We start from the raw sequence: 13,532 nt of genomic DNA on the forward strand, positions 1-13,532 counted from the left end.
CCAGTCCCCAGTCCCCAGTCACCAGTCCCCAGTCACCAGTCCCCAGTCACCAGTCACCAGTCACCAGTCCCCAGTCCCCAGTCCCCAGTCACCAGTCACCAGTCCCCACTCTCCTATTTAACCGTCACCATTACCAAATCGCTTGATTAAATCTTCAGGACGAAGATTAGAAACAAATTCCCGGAAAGCTTGTTGTTCAGCTTCATCAGCATCACGATCAACGGGAATAGAAGCATCTGCTACCACTTCTTCCATCACCCAAATCGGTGCATTTGTCCGTAAAGCAATGGCGATCGCATCACTAGGACGAGAATCTATTTCTTTTTTTACCTCTCCTTGCTGCACAATTAAAGCAGCGTAGAATGTATCCTTTTGCAAAGAATGAATTATCACCTTTTCTAAGGTCATATTCCATGCTTCCAAAACATTTACCATCAAGTCATGAGTTAAAGGTCTAGGGGGTTTTTGATGCTCCATAGCACCCATAATCGCCCTAGCTTGATCCTGACCGATATAAATTGGTAAAGCCCGACGATCTGAACTATCTTTCAGGAGTACAATCGGACTACGGGTTATGGCATCTAAAGCTATACCAGCGACTCTCATTTCAATCATTGGCCAACCCTCTAAAATCCTTGTATTGCTTGAGTGCTATGTGGCAAAAAATACCCTTGATTGGGTTTTTCTAAGACAGAAGTAAACATAGGGCTTTTCTTCTTTATAATCGCTTCTATTAAACTGCTACATAAAACCCAGATAATCTGGACTTTACTCCTGATTTTATTGGCAAAATGAGAGCAGTGATCCCTGTTTCAGCTTAAACGCCTATCTTTTGGGAAGCGAGTTATAGCCAAATACGAGCAATTATTGTCCGATATGTGGCAGTATATAAAGCTTTATCGGAAAATTAATCTCCACCGGATGACTCCTAACTTGTAGTAAACACCAGAGTAAGTCAAAATGCTCTCCTCAAATCATAATCGTCTTATCCAAGTATGCCTTGAGATTGATGTTAATGTGTGACTGTTCAGCCTTCAAAAAAAACTTCAGAAATTATCTTTAAATGTTTTACGTTTTTGTTCGGAATTATCAGTTGATTTCAGCCAAAATTAAGCAATAGGTGATTGGGGACTGGTGACTGGGGACTGGTGACTGGGGACTGGTGACTGGGGACTGGTGACTGGGAAAGAAAATTTTAGATTTTAGATTGGAATTGACAAAAACAATCCAAAATCCAAAATTGTATTACCAATTACCCATTACCAATTACCCATTACTAATTACCCATTACCAATTCTTAGCAAACTTGTAAATAAAGTTAATTTGGCAAAAAATCATGTTTACAGGATTAATTCAAGGATTAGGTAAAATTAAACCCTTATCTAACGATTTGTGGCAGATTACTTTTGTCAGCCACTCGGATGCCATTATGCACGATTTAACTTATGGCGATAGTGTAGCAGTAGATGGCGTATGTCTGACGGTGGAAGAAATTTTAAAAGATGGTTTTATTGCCACTGCTTCACCAGAAACCCTGCGTCGTACCACTTTAGGGAGAGAAGAAACCCAAGCCAGATATGTCAACCTAGAAACGTCGCTGCGAGTGGGGGGTAAGGTAGGAGGTCATTTTGTCATGGGTCATGTAGATGGGATGGGTGAACTCATTTTAGCGGAACAGACAGCGACCTCTTGGGAAATGACTTTTGCAGTACCGGAGGCGATCGCTCGTTATATCGTCCCTAAAGGTAGCATCGCCATCAACGGTATCAGTCTCACTGTAGCCACCTATCAACCCGAACACTCACAGTTTACAGCAGCCGTCATTCCCCTCACATACTCGGAAACAAACCTGAGTTGTTTAAGTTCTGGTAGTTGGGTAAACTTAGAAGCCGATATCCTGGGTAAATACGTGGAAAAATTCATTTCCCCAGGCAAAACACCACATCAAGAGGACATTACACCCGCATTCTTAATAGAACACGGGTATTTATAGGTGACTGGTGATTGGTGATTGGGAAAAATATAACTGATTACCCAGTCCCTAGTCACCTGTCACCTGTCCCCTATCTGGCCTGTGCTGTTCTGTTGTTGTACACCAAGTTATTTAAACCTGCTTGTAACTTCACACCGGGGTCAACAGCAACCCAACCGTTGGGTGTGAGGTGACGGACTTCAAAATGCAGGTGAGGTCCTGTAGAGTTACCAGTGCTACCCACACGACCGATCACCATTCCTGGTTCTACCCACTGACCAGGACTAACTAAGATGTCTGACATATGAGCGTAGAGAGTTTGTTGGGCAGAACTGTGATTAATAATCACGGTTAAACCGTAACCACCAATCCAGTCAGCGGTTTCTACTTGACCTCTAGCCGCTGCTAAAATTGGTGTACCTGTGGGCGCTCCTATATCTGTACCTGCATGGAAACGGCGATCGCCAGTTATAGGATGTATCCGCCAACCAAATAAAGAAGTTACAGGCGCAGCAAAAGATAAGGGAAAAGCTACTCCCGAACTACCACCACGGTAAGCATAAGCAAAGGTGTTACTGTAAGGAACTTGTGGTAAAACCGCTGCCAGGGCAAAGTCATAAGATACATTACTCGGACGTGGTGCTATATTATCCTCTGCCATTGGTGCTGGTAAACTACCAAAGCTGGGGGCGATGGGTGTAGCATTGACGGTTGTAGTTGGGGAAAACTCGCTGGGTTGAGGAATAAACCGATTCGGACGATAGGCGGTTTTTGTAGAACTGCTGGTATTTGTTTGGGCAGTACGCCAACTTTGATTATTATTGACAGCAGTAGCAACCGTTTTTACTACATTGCGGGCTTGTGAGTTAGACTGAGCCGCTACTTGCGGTGTTTTTGGTGTTTTTTCTAAACTAGCGGTTTCACTTTTTTTGATCCAACTAGGTGCTGATTTTTTGGGTGCATCAGCTACGGTAGGGGTATCAGTGGCTTTTTTACCACAAGCACCAGCAGCAATTTCTCTTTTAGAAAAAACTGCTTCACAACCGCTAGACCTTTCTGTAACAACTACAGAACTGGGTGGTTCATAGTTGTTAGTTGCAGTCCCATTGTATTCGGTGGGGTCAATCTGGGTGTTATTGTAATCTTTGGTTTTCCTCGCTGTGGCGCTGCCAGTATCCCCAGCATTATTATTTGCTGGTTTAGCTACTTCTGCGGGTTTCTCAGGTGCTGAGTTAACAGAAGTCTCTGGTTTTTTCACCTGTGACGTTTCCGCTTTCGGTTGAGAAGTTTTAATGATGACAACAGGTTGAGAATTTTCTGCTTTCGGTTGAGACTGTCTCACCGGTTCTACTGTTTGGGAAACTTCTTGATTATTGAGTTTCTTTTTCAGTCTGGCTCTGCGTTCAGCAAAATCTGGTGTTGATTTTACTGCTTCTGGGGCAGCAGTTTCTTTTTTTTCTGTCTCTGCAACTGCTGTCGGTTGGGAACTTTCAATAGTGGGAACAATGTTATCTACTGATGATTCCGTTTGAGCCAACACAAAACCACCACTTAACAGGCTAACACTACTCAACCAAGTCAGGGCTTGGGCTGGTAATGTAGAAGCAAAGCGTTTTGTTGTTAAACTTTGAGTTCGCTTATTATTCAAGCGGTTATGGGCAGATTTATGAGGCTGCGTCATTTTTTCTCTCAGTTGTGTGTAATAAGTTTAAAGAAGATGATGTGCTTAAAAAGTTAAACAGAAATTAAACAGAAATTAAACAGAAATTAACACCGAAGATTAAGAGTAACCCAAACTGATTGTACCGGGTTCTACAGAAATTTCTGCTTTTATCAGTTCTGTCCTATTATATTCAGCCATTTGTAAGCGGAGATTTCCTTCGGGTGTCACCCCAACTACAGTGCCTAAGAGATTATTGACATACACATGATCACCAATGTTTGTCAGTAAATGCAGATAACGAGACAGTAGTATGCTTATTCCTTCGTTGTTTAGACACTCTAGACCGGACTGTATTCCCAGTAAAACTTGAGCAGTGAGCATTTCTAGCCCAGAAATAGCTTGATCATTCTGGGTAGTTTGCCAGGATTTTAAGTTGATGCCAGTTTCTGGTACTGGGTTAGCCCAGTTGATACCTACACCAATCACAGCTTGGGTAATATGCCCTTGAAAAACCCTGGTTTCTGTTAAAATGCCCCCTAGTTTGCGACGATTTAATACTAAATCATTCGGCCATTTTATTCCTACTGTTATGCCACACTTTCGTAAGTGTGAAGCAATTCCCCAAGCACTAGCTAAGGTTAGTTGATAGCTATTGGTGACTTCTAGTTGAGGAGCGATCGCCATTGAAAGGTATAAACCACCCGCAGGAGATAACCATTGTCTTCCCCATTGTCCCCTACCTGCGGTTTGTTGGGTGGCAATCACTACAGATCCTGGTTTTGCTCCTTGGGCGATCAAGTCCCATACCATTTGATTAGTTGACGGGAGACTGTCAAAAATGTGTAGAGAAAATGGTATACATGGTTGCTTACGCCCTAAGTGTAAGAAATTTTCTAAAAGTTGCCGATCAAATTTCACAGTTATTCCCCTAAATCCCGTTGATCAAGTTAGCATTGATTGGCGGTTTTGTATTTTTTGTTTGGGTTTGTTTGAAAATGCACACTTGGCACTGGCACAATTGGGAAGGTCTACCTTACCTGACTTGTAATCTTTTGACACCTTGGCCTCATGGTTTTTTTACCCAGCAGTTTTGGCCACGTCCACCGCAGGAGTTAACACAGGTACTGCAACCAGAAGCTGCTGCTTATCGTTTAAAACAAGTTCACGGTAATACTGTTTTGACTCCCCAAGAGGTAGATGAACATTTAAACAACAGCAATGATGAGTTGGCGTTAGCAGATGGTTTAATCAGTGAAAAACCTTTACAGGCTGTTTGGGTGGCTTCTGCTGATTGTACACCGGTGCTGATTGGGGATGTCAAAATCGGACAGGTAGCGGCTTTACACGCGGGTTGGCGGGGTACAGCAGCGCAGATTGTTCCCCAAGCCATTAAAAAGATGCAATCTCAAGGTAGCAAACTGGAAGATTTACGCATTGCTATGGGTCCTGCGATCGCAGGTGAAGTTTACCAAGTTTCCGTGGAAGTGGCTGCGGAAATTGGAAGCACTATTATACCACATAATGACCCAGAAAAAATAGTTGCTGCTTTACACGATTTACCTGATTCACCTTTATTACCGGATGCAGAACCGGGAAAGGTGCGTTTAGATGTGCGTCGTGTTAATGCTTTGCAGTTAGAGCAGTTGGGGTTTAGTGGAGAACAAATTGCGATCGCTCCTTACTGTACCTATCAATCTTCTGAACACTTCTTTTCTTATCGTCGAGAAAAGGAGAAAAAGGTGCAATGGTCAGGAATTGTTAGTTTATCTTAATTTCCTGTCAGTAGTAACATAATGTTTGATGTGTTACCGTTGTATTGAGCATGGCATTAGCATTTCTATTTAGGGTTTGCTGAAAAAGTTATCTGTGAAAGCTAGGTGACAGGTGACAGGTGACAGGTGCTACCCCACGGTGACAGTTTCAAGAGTTGGATAGGAACGATTTTTTCTTTAAGAGGGTTTTGTGTTACCCTGCTTTCTTCTCTAGTATCTGTCACCTAGTTTATCCCCAAACTATTTGCAAATTCAAAACAAACCCCGGTAAAACATCTTCACCTGATAATTCTTGAGGAAATTCTAATACTTCCACTGGTTTACCAAGACGATAAATTTCCACTTGACGCATTTTACGATTAATCAACCAACCTAATCTTACTTCATTATTGATATACTCCCGCATTTTTTCCTGAGTTTCTTCTAAACTATCACTGGGTGACATTAACTCTAAAACAAAATCGGGTGCGATTGGTGGAAACTTTTCCTGTTCTTCCAGTGTGAGTGCATCCCATCTTGCTTTTTTTATCCAAGCTACATCAGGAGAACGGTTTGCACCATTGGGAAGTTTAAAACAGGTGGAAGAATCAAAACAAACTCCTAGTTTATTTTGACGATTCCAAAAAACAAAATCTGCCGAAATTTCAACATTACGTTTTCCCGTTCCTCCTCCTGTGGGTGACATAATCTGTATTTCTCCTTTTGCATTTCTTTCAAATTTAACTTCAGGATTTTCTCGACACAATTGATAAAATTGATGGTCTGTGAGTTGGATAATAGGATTTAAGTTGACGGTGATCGCTGTCATAATTATCTCTGGGGATATCTCTGGGAATATATATCAACTCGGATCTCAATAATAAATGAACTTGGTATGATTTGGTTATGCTACTTAAGAAAATTTACTTTAAAGCATCCTTTAATAAATCCCTATGCAAAAACGCCCCATTGACTAAAGATTGTATTTTCTCCGATGACAAAGCATTACCATTTTGATAAAAATCTAACCAATTTTTACTAATTAAATCTACATCATCGGGGATATTTTCTAAATCCCATCCAGGTATTTGTAAGTCTTCCATTAATCTGTTTATCTTGGGATCATAACTCAATGCAAAACAACGACAACCTTCACTAGCTGCCATAATTAAACTATGTAGACGCATTCCAATAACCATATCTACACCCTGAAATGCACCTTTTAAAATTTCCGGTGCTTCTAAACAAAGAATCTGACTATTATCTGTTAATTGCAGTTGAATTTTTTCGGCAATTCCTAAATCTTCGCTTTTTTGAAATGGTAATATTAAAATAAAGGCTTGGGTAGCTGTTTGTAACTCCACCAAAGCACGAGTTAAATTTGCTAATCTAGTTTCTGTAAGTTGGGGATGATTTCTTAAAGTAACTGCAATTCTTGGTTTTGGTAAATCTGCTAATTCTGCTACTGACTGCGACTTTAATGCCCAAACTGGATCAGGTGCAAGAATATGTGGTATATTCCAATTTGATAATAAAGCCGAACTAGAGCGATCGCGTACACTGACTTGAATACAACCAGCAAAATTTCGCTTTGCTAACCAGCGAGTTTGCGGACGCAATAAAGGTCCTATTCCCTGTCCCCAAGCTATAGTTTTTAATTTTAGGACTTGAGCGATCGCCATTAATCCGCCATAATAAAAAGGGCTAATGGTACTAGTCACATCCTGCATTAAACTACCACCACCCCAAATGAACGCATCACAGGAACGTAAAGCTTGAATTACCTGTAAAAACGCCATGCGGTTGTAACTTTCCACACCATAACGCCGACTCGTTTCTTCAGGATTTCCAGAAAGCACTACAGGGGTGACATGAGGTGGTAACATTTGCAAAAGTGTAGCTAACAAAGCTTCATCACCACCATTACCTTTGCCGTAATACCCAGATAATAAAACACGCATCTTCAATAATTTTGGATTTTGGATTTTGGATTTTGGATTTTGGATGTTAGATGTTGGACTTAGGCCGTAATCATGGAAAAATAAACCGCAAAGGACGCAAAGGACACAAAGGAAAGAGGGTTTGTGAGGTATTCTACGTAAGTCCTGATATTTTAGATTTTGGATTACCAATTTTTTAAGTGGTTATCTACGACTGACAACTAATAGACAACTAATAACTGATTACTGACTATTATGCACGCCCTTTCGATTCCCACCTGGATTATTCACGTTTCTAGTGTTATTGAATGGATAGCCGCTATTTGGTTAATCTGGAGATACGGTGAACTGACAAAAAACCGTAGTTGGTGGGGATTGTCCTTTGCCATGTTACCAGCTTTAATCAGTGCTATGTGTGCTTGCACTTGGCATTATTTCGACAACCCCGAATCCCTAGAATGGTTAGTCACCCTCCAAGCTACCATGACATTAGTGGGTAATTTTACCCTTTGGGCGGCAGCAGTATGGATTTGGCGTTCTACCAAGTCTGCAACCAAAATTGAAGCAAAAACCATCAAATCAGAACCATGATATCAAAAGAAACCCTCTTTGCCCTTTCCTTGTTTCCCTATTTGGGTTTCTTGTGGTTTATTAGCCGTAGTCCGCAAATGCCACGTTTATCCCTATATGGATTTTACGGTACTTTAGTATTTGTCGGTGTTACCATTCCCGCCGGCATCTATGCCAAAGTTGCTTATGGAGAAGCTTTAGCCAATATAGACTGGTTACATGGAGGCGCTGAAGTATTTTTAACCCTCGCTAATATTTTAGTCGTCTTAGGTTTTCGCCAAGCAGTACAAAATTTAGGGAATAAGGAATAGGTGATAGGTGACAGGGGGAGCGAAGCGATTTTGTGAGATCGGGTTTTAATTCTCAATTAAATTACCTAATTCTCAATAAAAACACATTTTCTGCCGCGATCGCACCCCTAAATAGGGGTTGCTGAGAAAGTCTTTCCGTGAGGGCATAGGAGTCAGGAGTCAGGAGTCAGGAGTCAGGAGGAGATTTGAAAATTTCTTTGCCATCTCTTGAAATCCCAAAAAATGCACACTTTCTCCGGTATACCCTTCAAAACCCTTGCACTAATTTCTGTGTTTATCAGCCTCTAACCTTTGATATATCAAGGTTTTAGGTTTATTCAGCAAACCCTAAATAGGGGTTGCTGAATAAACTGAAAACCACCATGAATAAAGAGTTTGAGGGTGATAACAAAGAACATAGGTGATTAGCACCCGAAATTTAAGCACCTCACAAAATCGCATTCCTCCCTGTGAATACTTATGTGCAGATGATTTTTTTGTCTCTCTACCCCCCTGCATAAGCTGTTACACAGCTAAATTGTATAATGCTAATATTCTGAACTCTTGTGGAACAGGCAAGATGCCTGTTCCACTTATACAAATTAAATGCACAACAGCTTAACTTCTTCTTTTTGTCAAATTTCATGTTAAGAAAGATGTTTATAGGGGGTTAGGGGGGATCTCAATTCCTAACCAAAAATACACCCACTACGCGCAGGAACATTCAAATCAACACTCTGATTATTCCACTTTATTTCCCCATTTCCAAACAATAAATTTTGCAATTTATTTTCTAATTTCCCACCATCAAAACTCACTGTAACCGACTCCTCACCCACATTTACTGCAATCATTAACTCCTCATTTTCCCAAATTCTTATAAACACATACAGCGTACTTTCCGCATAAATAACTTGATAACTTCCCACCCTCAAAGCTTGATATTGATTACGTAAAGAAATTAATTGTTTATGGGTTTTCAAAATTTGCAAATTCCAATTAGCTTCTAAAGGAAAACCACGACGACAATCAGGATCTAAAGCACCTGGTAAACCCACTTCATCACCATAATATATACTAGGCGCTCCCGGAAAAGTCAATAATAACAAAGTTGCTAATTCTAAAGATGCAACATCACCACCTGCAATAGTTATTAATCTCGCTGTATCATGACTTGCTAATAAATTCAGTTGTGTAAGTTGAATTTCCCAAGGATAAAGTGTCAATAAGTCCTCTATTTTCTCCGCATATTCAGCAGCAAATAAAGGTGGAAAAGGTTTATAATCACGTCCCTTTACCATTTCTAAATCTACACGGTTTCCCGCAGTAAAAGCAATAGTTGGACCCGTAAATAAATAATTCATTACACCATCAAATTGTGTTCCATCCAACCACTGACGGGAATCTGTCCACACTTCTCCGACAATATAAGCATCAGAATTTATGGCTTTTACTCGTTGTCTAAATTCTTGCCAAAAACCAGGAGTTTTAATTTCAAAAGGTACATCTAAACGCCAACCATCAATACCAAATTTAATCCAATATTCGGCAATTTCCATAATATATTCCCGCACTTCTGGGTTATCATGATTAAACACCGGTAAAGAACGAATACCCGCCCAACTTTCATAATTTGCAGGTGCATTACCCGTATAAGGTGCAAGTGGCCAACCTTGAATTTTAAACCAATCTACCCAAGGTGAATGAGGTCCATTTTCTAATATGTCGTGAAAAAAGAAAATCCCCCGACTCGCATGATTAAAAACCCCATCCAACACAATTTTAATATTACGTTGATGTGCTGCATCTAGCAATTCTTTAAATGCTGCATTTCCTCCCAATAAAGGATCAACTTGATAATAATCATGGGTGTGATAACGGTGATTACAAGCAGATTGAAAAATGGGAGTAAAGTAAATAGCGTTAACGCCTAAACTTTGAATATAATCTAATTGTTCTAAAATCCCCCATAAATCCCCACCTTTATAACCTTGCAGTGTGGGTAAAGCATCCCAATCTTCCCATTTTGGATCATTTAATAAACGTTTCCGGGGTTGTGTACTTTTAGCGAATCTATCGGGGAAGATTTGGTAGAAAACCGCGTGTTTAACCCAGTCTGGTGTGTGAATCTGCATACTTACTAATAAGTTATGAAATAGTAACTCTCATCCTACAGGAAAACATTATCCCTGATGTTGATTTGAGAAAAAATATTCACATTCACTAAATCTGACGAAACTTAAATAAAAAGTACTGCAGAAACATGGAAAAACTCTCCTAAAGCTTTAGCTTGTGCTTTACTAATGGATCTTTTACCATTAACAATTTCTGAAACTACACCCTTTGAACCGATAACTTCAACTAAATCTGCTTGTTTAAGTCCTCGTGCATCCATCAGATGTAATAGAATTTCTTGAGGAGATGCAGATTCTAAAGGAAATTGGGAATCTTCATACATTTCTACAAGAATAGAAAGCAATTCTAATAGAGAGGTTTCTTCTAGAGAAAGTTCTTTTCCCGATTCCATCAATTTTTCAATAGATGCAATGGCAATATTATACTCTTCTTCAGAAGTAATAACTTTCGGTTGGTATTCTTCCAAAAGAGAACCGTAGGTTTTGCTGTCCAGTGTGATAGTCATACTTCAATTACCTTTTGATTATCAATCAAGGTTAGTAAATTTGCGATCTGGGGAGATAATAAATCCTTTTTTTTAATCCTGACTCCTGACTCCTGACTCCTATTTCCATTTATTAGTTTCATATTCATCATGGGTGAGAAGATATTTGTAATAAATAATCTGAGCTTTAAAGTTAAAACCGACAATTAAACGATAAGATTTAATATTAAAAACTAAAAAATTTTCTACTTGGTCTACAGAACGATTATAACTTTTACGGATGTCCTCTAAGTTTTGCCATTCAGCGTCTTTAACAACCTTACACCATGCTTTAACACCGTTTTGTATATCTTTAGGAAATTTTTTAGCATCTTCTATCACATTTTGTCTTTTAATTAACCTCATAGACTTGGAATAGATGGAATAGTTCTATGTTCACATATTGAGAACAGAAAGTCAACAACTACAATCAGGTGAATTTGTACAGTGCGTAAGTCCTAGTTATATAAATGTTATATACAAGCAGTTAAACAAGCAAAAGCTGAAACAGGTTTACCTAGAGACTCTTTTCCTGTGATCCGTCCATATCATCTACAACAAGTAATAATTGATGATTTTCTACCTGATTAACAAAATCTATCCATTATTAATACATTAGTTCTATTTTACTGGTTTGAACCCAATCTCAAAAATTCTTCCTCAAGATTCTTTGATCCCCCCTTATCAGTTGCCACTGATAGTCCTAAACTGTAGGTGAGAGTTGAAAGGCAGTCTGGAGAAATTTTGTGAAAAAAGTTTTAGCAATCATTCTTGGTGGAGGTGCGGGTACACGACTGTATCCCTTAACCAAACTCCGCGCTAAACCCGCAGTACCCGTAGCTGGGAAATATCGCTTAATAGATATCCCAATCAGTAACTGCATAAATTCAGAAATCTATAAAATCTACGTTCTCACACAATTTAACTCAGCCTCTTTAAATCGCCATATTACCCGTGCTTACAACTTCGGTGGCTTCAGTGATGGGTTTGTAGAAGTGTTAGCAGCACAACAAACTCCAGAAAACCCCAACTGGTTCCAAGGTACAGCCGATGCTGTACGTCAGTATCTCTGGATGTTACAGGAATGGGATGTAGACGAATTTCTGATCCTGTCTGGTGATCACCTTTACCGCATGGATTACCGTCAGTTTATCCAGCGTCATCGGGAAACCAACGCGGATATTACCCTTTCTGTGATTCCCATAGACGATCGCCGCGCCTCCGATTTTGGTTTAATGAAAATTGACAACTCTGGTAGGGTGATTGACTTTAGCGAAAAACCCAAGGGTGACGCTTTAGCCAAAATGCGCGTTGATACAACCATCCTGGGGTTAACCAAAGAACAAGCTGAATTACAACCATATATCGCCTCAATGGGCATATATGTGTTCAAAAAAGATGTTTTAATCAAACTGCTGAAAGAATCTTTAGAACGGACTGATTTCGGTAAAGAAATTATTCCTGATGCCGCTAAAGATCATAATGTTCAGGCATACTTATTTGATGATTACTGGGAAGACATCGGAACAATAGAAGCATTTTACAACGCCAATTTAGCCCTGACTAAGCAGCCTCTTCCACCCTTTAGCTTCTACGATGAAGCAGCACCAATTTACACCCGCGCTCGTTACTTACCACCTTCTAAATTATTGAATTGCAATATTACAGAATCAATGATTGGTGAAGGTTGTATTTTGAAACACTGCCGGATTCAACATTCAGTTTTGGGAGTGCGATCGCGGATTGAATCAGGTTCTGTAATTGAAGAAACCCTGATTATGGGTTCAGACTATTACCAACCATCGGTAGAACGTCAATGTAGTATAGAACAAGGTGATATTCCCGTTGGTATTGGTACAGATACCATTATTCGCCGAGCCATCATTGATAAAAATGCCCGCATTGGTCATAATGTGAAAATTATCAACAAGGATAACGTCCAAGAAGCTGAACGGGAAAAACAAGGATTTTATATCCGTAGTGGGATTGTAGTTGTTCTCAAAAATGCCGTGATTCCTGATGGAACAGTTATTTAGTCTGGTGATTGGTGATTGGTGATTGGTGATTGGTGACTGGTGACTGGGAAAATACAAATAATTTAATTTCTCCCCATCTCCCCATCTCCCCATCTACCCATCTTCCCTATTCCCAATGACTAAACTACTTTTACTAATTGGTCTTCCTGGTAGCGGTAAATCAACATTGGCTGCACAATTACTAACAGAATGCCCTCAGATGCAACTCATTTCTACAGATGCTATCCGGGGGCAGCTTTTTGGTTCTCAAGCCACTCAAGGTCCTTGGTTTTTGATTTGGCAAGAAGTTGAAAGACAGTTTCAACAAGCCACTATTGCCAATATACCCACCATTTTTGATGCTACTAACGCCCAAAGAAGAAATCGCCGGGAAGTTATAGAATTAGCCCGTCACACTGGTTTTACTCACATTACTGGTATATGGGTAAGAACTCCCGTTTGGTTATGTTTAACACGCAATAAAAAACGCGATCGCCAAGTTCCAGAAGACGTTATTTTGCGAATGCACCGCCAACTTTGGGATGCTCCCCCCAGCTTAGATGAAGGACTAGACGACATAATTTATAAGTAAGGTGGGGTGATTGGTGACTGGTGACTGGTGATTGGTGACTGGGTATTGGGCATTGGTAAAAATCTTTTCTCCCCCTGCTC

The 13,532-nt window shown here is 40.1% G+C and carries 15 protein-coding genes; 7 read left to right on the forward strand and 8 right to left on the reverse strand.

Features of this window, described 5'->3' with window-relative positions:
* Positions 1 to 117 precede the first annotated feature (117 nt).
* Complete coding sequence (locus H5968_RS22850; protein WP_096572152.1) at positions 118 to 615, reverse strand: bifunctional nuclease family protein; 498 nt, start codon at positions 613 to 615, stop codon at positions 118 to 120.
* A gap of 721 nt (positions 616 to 1,336) precedes the next feature.
* Here H5968_RS22850 and H5968_RS22855 point away from each other — a divergent pair.
* Positions 1,337 to 1,993 carry a riboflavin synthase gene (locus H5968_RS22855; RefSeq protein WP_096572151.1) on the forward strand — a complete coding sequence of 219 codons (657 nt, stop codon included), beginning with the start codon at positions 1,337 to 1,339 and terminating at the stop codon, positions 1,991 to 1,993.
* 70 nt (positions 1,994 to 2,063) lie between these two features.
* Here H5968_RS22855 and H5968_RS22860 read toward each other — a convergent pair whose 3' ends face one another.
* Positions 2,064 to 3,653 (reverse strand): peptidoglycan DD-metalloendopeptidase family protein, encoded by a 1,590-nt coding sequence (locus H5968_RS22860; RefSeq protein WP_187041778.1) that lies wholly within the window; start codon positions 3,651 to 3,653, stop codon positions 2,064 to 2,066.
* A gap of 99 nt (positions 3,654 to 3,752) precedes the next feature.
* A complete protein-coding gene (locus H5968_RS22865) occupies positions 3,753 to 4,553 on the reverse strand; it encodes a biotin--[acetyl-CoA-carboxylase] ligase (RefSeq protein ID WP_187041779.1) in 801 nt (266 codons plus the stop codon).
* A gap of 77 nt (positions 4,554 to 4,630) precedes the next feature.
* Between H5968_RS22865 and pgeF the strand changes: the two genes are divergently transcribed.
* The gene (gene pgeF / locus H5968_RS22870) at positions 4,631 to 5,407 is read left to right on the forward strand and encodes a peptidoglycan editing factor PgeF (protein ID WP_187041780.1); all 777 of its coding nucleotides are present in this window, start codon (positions 4,631 to 4,633) and stop codon (positions 5,405 to 5,407) included.
* Between the two features lie 229 nt (positions 5,408 to 5,636).
* Here pgeF and H5968_RS22875 read toward each other — a convergent pair whose 3' ends face one another.
* A complete protein-coding gene (locus tag H5968_RS22875) occupies positions 5,637 to 6,215 on the reverse strand; it encodes a Uma2 family endonuclease (RefSeq protein ID WP_187041781.1) in 579 nt (192 codons plus the stop codon).
* 94 nt (positions 6,216 to 6,309) lie between these two features.
* Positions 6,310 to 7,347, reverse strand: a complete 1,038-nt coding sequence (gene csaB / locus H5968_RS22880; RefSeq protein WP_096572147.1) for a polysaccharide pyruvyl transferase CsaB — start codon at positions 7,345 to 7,347, stop codon at positions 6,310 to 6,312.
* 234 nt (positions 7,348 to 7,581) lie between these two features.
* On the opposite strand from csaB, the gene H5968_RS22885 reads away from it, so the two are divergent.
* Together H5968_RS22885 and H5968_RS22890 are read left to right on the forward strand one after the other, a co-directional pair.
* Positions 7,582 to 7,917: a DUF2499 domain-containing protein gene (locus H5968_RS22885; protein WP_096572146.1), complete on the forward strand. Its 336-nt coding sequence runs from the start codon at positions 7,582 to 7,584 to the stop codon at positions 7,915 to 7,917.
* Positions 7,914 to 8,207: a DUF3593 domain-containing protein gene (locus tag H5968_RS22890; protein WP_187041782.1), complete on the forward strand. Its 294-nt coding sequence runs from the start codon at positions 7,914 to 7,916 to the stop codon at positions 8,205 to 8,207. Before H5968_RS22885 ends, H5968_RS22890 begins: the two co-directional genes overlap by 4 nt.
* Before the next feature lie 668 nt (positions 8,208 to 8,875).
* Here the strand turns inward: H5968_RS22890 and H5968_RS22895 are convergent.
* From H5968_RS22895 to H5968_RS22905, 3 genes are all read right to left on the reverse strand, one after another.
* On the reverse strand, positions 8,876 to 10,321 hold the full coding sequence (locus H5968_RS22895) for a glycoside hydrolase family 13 protein (RefSeq protein WP_187041783.1): 1,446 nt from the start codon (positions 10,319 to 10,321) through the stop codon (positions 8,876 to 8,878).
* 104 nt (positions 10,322 to 10,425) lie between these two features.
* Positions 10,426 to 10,827: a type II toxin-antitoxin system HigA family antitoxin gene (locus H5968_RS22900; protein WP_187041784.1), complete on the reverse strand. Its 402-nt coding sequence runs from the start codon at positions 10,825 to 10,827 to the stop codon at positions 10,426 to 10,428.
* Between the two features lie 99 nt (positions 10,828 to 10,926).
* Positions 10,927 to 11,211: a type II toxin-antitoxin system HigB family toxin gene (locus H5968_RS22905; RefSeq protein WP_187041785.1), complete on the reverse strand. Its 285-nt coding sequence runs from the start codon at positions 11,209 to 11,211 to the stop codon at positions 10,927 to 10,929.
* Positions 11,212 to 11,322: 111 nt separating this feature from the next.
* On the opposite strand from H5968_RS22905, the gene H5968_RS22910 reads away from it, so the two are divergent.
* From H5968_RS22910 to H5968_RS22920, 3 genes are all read left to right on the forward strand, one after another.
* On the forward strand, positions 11,323 to 11,436 hold the full coding sequence (locus tag H5968_RS22910) for a hypothetical protein (RefSeq protein ID WP_187041787.1): 114 nt from the start codon (positions 11,323 to 11,325) through the stop codon (positions 11,434 to 11,436).
* Between the two features lie 155 nt (positions 11,437 to 11,591).
* The gene (locus H5968_RS22915; RefSeq protein WP_187041786.1) at positions 11,592 to 12,881 is read left to right on the forward strand and encodes a glucose-1-phosphate adenylyltransferase; all 1,290 of its coding nucleotides are present in this window, start codon (positions 11,592 to 11,594) and stop codon (positions 12,879 to 12,881) included.
* Between the two features lie 115 nt (positions 12,882 to 12,996).
* Positions 12,997 to 13,452, forward strand: a complete 456-nt coding sequence (locus H5968_RS22920) for an AAA family ATPase (RefSeq protein ID WP_137666681.1) — start codon at positions 12,997 to 12,999, stop codon at positions 13,450 to 13,452.
* The last annotated feature ends 80 nt before the right edge of the window (positions 13,453 to 13,532 follow it).

This window comes from Sphaerospermopsis sp. LEGE 00249, from assembly GCF_014299995.1.
Classification (GTDB): Bacteria; Cyanobacteriota; Cyanobacteriia; order Cyanobacteriales; family Nostocaceae; genus Sphaerospermopsis; species Sphaerospermopsis kisseleviana.

What these genes read in the sequence shown, in the direction of transcription:
- H5968_RS22885 (WP_096572146.1), top strand. Translation starts at nt 7,582, where the DNA reads ATGCACGCCCTTTCGATTCCCACCTGGATTATTCACGTTTCTAGTGTT.
- H5968_RS22890 (WP_187041782.1), top strand. Translation starts at nt 7,914, where the DNA reads ATGATATCAAAAGAAACCCTCTTTGCCCTTTCCTTGTTTCCCTATTTG.
- H5968_RS22900 (WP_187041784.1), bottom strand. Translation starts at nt 10,827, where the DNA reads ATGACTATCACACTGGACAGCAAAACCTACGGTTCTCTTTTGGAAGAA.
- pgeF (WP_187041780.1), top strand. Translation starts at nt 4,631, where the DNA reads ATGCACACTTGGCACTGGCACAATTGGGAAGGTCTACCTTACCTGACT.
- H5968_RS22920 (WP_137666681.1), top strand. Translation starts at nt 12,997, where the DNA reads ATGACTAAACTACTTTTACTAATTGGTCTTCCTGGTAGCGGTAAATCA.
- H5968_RS22895 (WP_187041783.1), bottom strand. Translation starts at nt 10,321, where the DNA reads ATGCAGATTCACACACCAGACTGGGTTAAACACGCGGTTTTCTACCAA.
- H5968_RS22875 (WP_187041781.1), bottom strand. Translation starts at nt 6,215, where the DNA reads ATGACAGCGATCACCGTCAACTTAAATCCTATTATCCAACTCACAGAC.
- H5968_RS22860 (WP_187041778.1), bottom strand. Translation starts at nt 3,653, where the DNA reads ATGACGCAGCCTCATAAATCTGCCCATAACCGCTTGAATAATAAGCGA.
- H5968_RS22905 (WP_187041785.1), bottom strand. Translation starts at nt 11,211, where the DNA reads ATGAGGTTAATTAAAAGACAAAATGTGATAGAAGATGCTAAAAAATTT.
- H5968_RS22855 (WP_096572151.1), top strand. Translation starts at nt 1,337, where the DNA reads ATGTTTACAGGATTAATTCAAGGATTAGGTAAAATTAAACCCTTATCT.
- csaB (WP_096572147.1), bottom strand. Translation starts at nt 7,347, where the DNA reads ATGCGTGTTTTATTATCTGGGTATTACGGCAAAGGTAATGGTGGTGAT.
- H5968_RS22850 (WP_096572152.1), bottom strand. Translation starts at nt 615, where the DNA reads ATGATTGAAATGAGAGTCGCTGGTATAGCTTTAGATGCCATAACCCGT.